General features: G+C 68.6%; 2 protein-coding genes, 1 pseudogene and 1 riboswitch. Of the genes and pseudogenes, 2 read left to right on the top strand and 1 reads right to left on the bottom strand.

Annotated elements, in window-relative coordinates; translation table 11 throughout:
- Window positions 1-291: 291 nt before the first annotated feature.
- Window positions 292-939: a cyclase family protein gene (locus tag ACAM49_RS39810; RefSeq protein ID WP_369640687.1), complete on the bottom strand. Its 648-nt coding sequence runs from the start codon at window positions 937-939 to the stop codon at window positions 292-294.
- 113 nt (window positions 940-1052) lie between these two features.
- Here ACAM49_RS39810 and ACAM49_RS39805 point away from each other — a divergent pair, with 113 nt between their 5' ends.
- Together ACAM49_RS39805 and ACAM49_RS39800 are read left to right on the top strand one after the other, a co-directional pair.
- Window positions 1053-1763, top strand: coding sequence for a hypothetical protein (locus ACAM49_RS39805; protein WP_369640686.1), 711 nt, complete (start codon window positions 1053-1055; stop codon window positions 1761-1763).
- Window positions 1764-1870: 107 nt separating this feature from the next.
- Window positions 1871-1957, top strand: a riboswitch (glycine riboswitch).
- 145 nt (window positions 1958-2102) lie between these two features.
- Window positions 2103-2493, top strand: a pseudogene (locus ACAM49_RS39800) (hypothetical protein); the annotation flags it as partial.

Below are 2493 nucleotides of genomic sequence, written 5' to 3'. Positions count from 1 at the left end.
GCGTGGGGTTGGTGGTGGTGCCGGGGGTCGTCGTGCCCGGGCTGGTGGTTCCCGTCTGGGCGGCGTCGGTGAGGACGATTTCCGCGGATGCGGCCGGCGCGATGGTCAGCACAGCCGCAACGGCTAGCAAAGTGGTTACGGCACAACGGTTCACGTGCAGAGTCCTTCGGATCGAGCATGGGTCGGGGGCCCCGACTCCCCCGGTGTCGAGAGCAGTCTACGAAGAACGTGTGGCGTGCGCCGCAAAATCAGAGACAGTGCCGTTTCAATCACAATTCCGCGGCGTCGAATTCAGGACGCCGGGCGTGCCACCGCCCGCACGGGCGCCCCGTCGGCCCCGGGCAGATTGAGCGGGAACAGCGTCACCTCGAACCGCTGACCAGCGGCTTGCAGGTCGAGCACGCGCGCGAGACCGGTCAGGTTCTCGGCGATGACCGCGTGCGCGCCGCACAGGATCCGGTGCACCGGAATCTCCTCGGCCGGAGTCGGATCGACCGACAGCGCGTCGATGCCGACGGTCCGCACACCCTCGGCAATCAGGTACTCGGCCGCCTCGACGGTCAGATACGGATGATTCAGATACGCGTGGGTGCCCCAATGTTCGGACCAGCCCGTCGCGACCAGCACGATCTGCCCCGCGGCGACGCGGCCCTCGAACAATTCACGACCGATCGCGCCGCCCGCCCCCACGGCCCGCGCATCGATCGCCACGCCCGGGCCGGTGAAGCGTTCCAGTGGCAATTCGTCGAGGGTGGGCAGCGAGTCGTCGATGTGGCGCGGCGCGTCCACGTGCGTCCCCGTCTGCGAGCCGAGATCCAGGTGCAGCACGTTGACGCCGTCGGCGGCCACGGTCAGCGCGGGCCGGATGGTGACCTCCGGATCGCCGGGATACACCGGCATACCGGACCGGATGGGGACCGAGAGATCGATGATGCCCACTTTTCGCCTGCCTCCCTGAGATTTTCGCGAGATGATGGCAACCAGCAAGATCGAATGACGCCGCGCCGACGAAGATTCGAGAAATCACTATGGCTGCCATACATATTGCCGTGTTGAACCGCAGTACCGTACTGACCGACGCCCAAGTTTCCGCTGTCGTTCCGGCGCTGCAGACGCAGGTGCACCGGGACTGGGCGCCCGCCTGGGGCAGTGACGCCGATCTGACCTTCGTGCCCAGCGGTCAGCAGCCCGAGCCGGGCGCCTGGTGGTTGGTCGTCTCCGATGATTCCGACCAGGCCGGGGCGCTCGGCTATCACGATCTCACCGACGAGGGGCTGCCGCTGGGAAAGGTGTTCGCGCGCAGCGACATCAAGGCCGGACTGCAGTGGAGCGTCACCGCGAGCCACGAGCTGCTCGAGATGCTCGGCGATCCCGATATCAACCTGGCCGCCTACGTGTTCCGGACCGCGTCCACCGGCCGCCTCTACGCCTACGAGGTAGCGGACGCCTGCGAGGCGGACCAGTACGGGTACGAGATCGACGGAGTCCTGGTGTCGGACTTCGTGTTTCCGGCCTGGTTCGAGAACTTCCGCAAGCCCGGCAGCACCCAGTTCGATTACGGCAAGCACATCACCGCGCCGTTCCAGCTGCTGCCCGGCGGCTACATCGGCGTTTATGACATCCGCGGCGGCAGCGGCTGGCATCAGCTGACCGCGGAGACCACCCCGGCGCACTACGCCATGCGCGCCCGGGTCGGCAGCCGCCGCGAGCGCCGCCGCACACCCCGCGACCAGTGGTTGCTCAGCACGGCGCCCGCTCGATGATTGCGGTGATCTCCGCCACGTTCCGGATGCCAATGGGTTGCCGACCCCTGGTCGGCGACCCGCGCATCGTTTAGGCTCGCCGGGAACAACCGAATACCCGGCCGCTATGAGTCGTGGCGGGAGAAGCCCCCGAGCGGGGCGCCGAAGGAGCAACCTCCCCGGAATCTCTCAGGTACAGATACCGTTTCGACCAGGCCACTCTGGAAAGCAGGCGCATCCGCGCCTCGCCTACGGTGCAAGCCGCGTTTCGTCAATCCGCGCGGTGAAGCTCTCAGGTACCCATGACAGAGGGGGAGATCCGATAGCCGAGCGTATGCCCGGCCGTTCAGAGGACCTCCCATGCCTGTCGACACCGGCGCCCTGCCCCGCCTCCACTCTTCCGAGTCACCCCGGTCGAACTCCGGCGCACCCCGGTCGCCGCGCCCGCTGACCGCACCGCGCACCCCGATTCCGGGCGCGGCCACCCTCGCGGCCGCCGCCCTGGGCAGGCGAACGGCCCTGGCCGAGGTCCTCACCTACGCCCACGCCTTCGCAACGGCCTACTGCCGCGCCGCCCTCGGCTCCGACCCGATGGCCCACCACCTCCCCGCCCGGATCAGCACGGCGATCGCCACCGGCTGGCCGACCGCCCGCGCGGCCCGCCGCGAATTCCTCGAATTCGGCTACACCACCGCCCGCCGGACCGTCCAGGTCTGCCGCTACGGCCTACCCCACCGCCGCCTCCTCGGCC

The organism is Nocardia sp. JMUB6875 (assembly GCF_041154655.1).
Classification (GTDB): domain Bacteria; phylum Actinomycetota; class Actinomycetes; order Mycobacteriales; family Mycobacteriaceae; genus Nocardia.
This window is presented reverse-complemented; position numbering and strand designations above follow the sequence as displayed.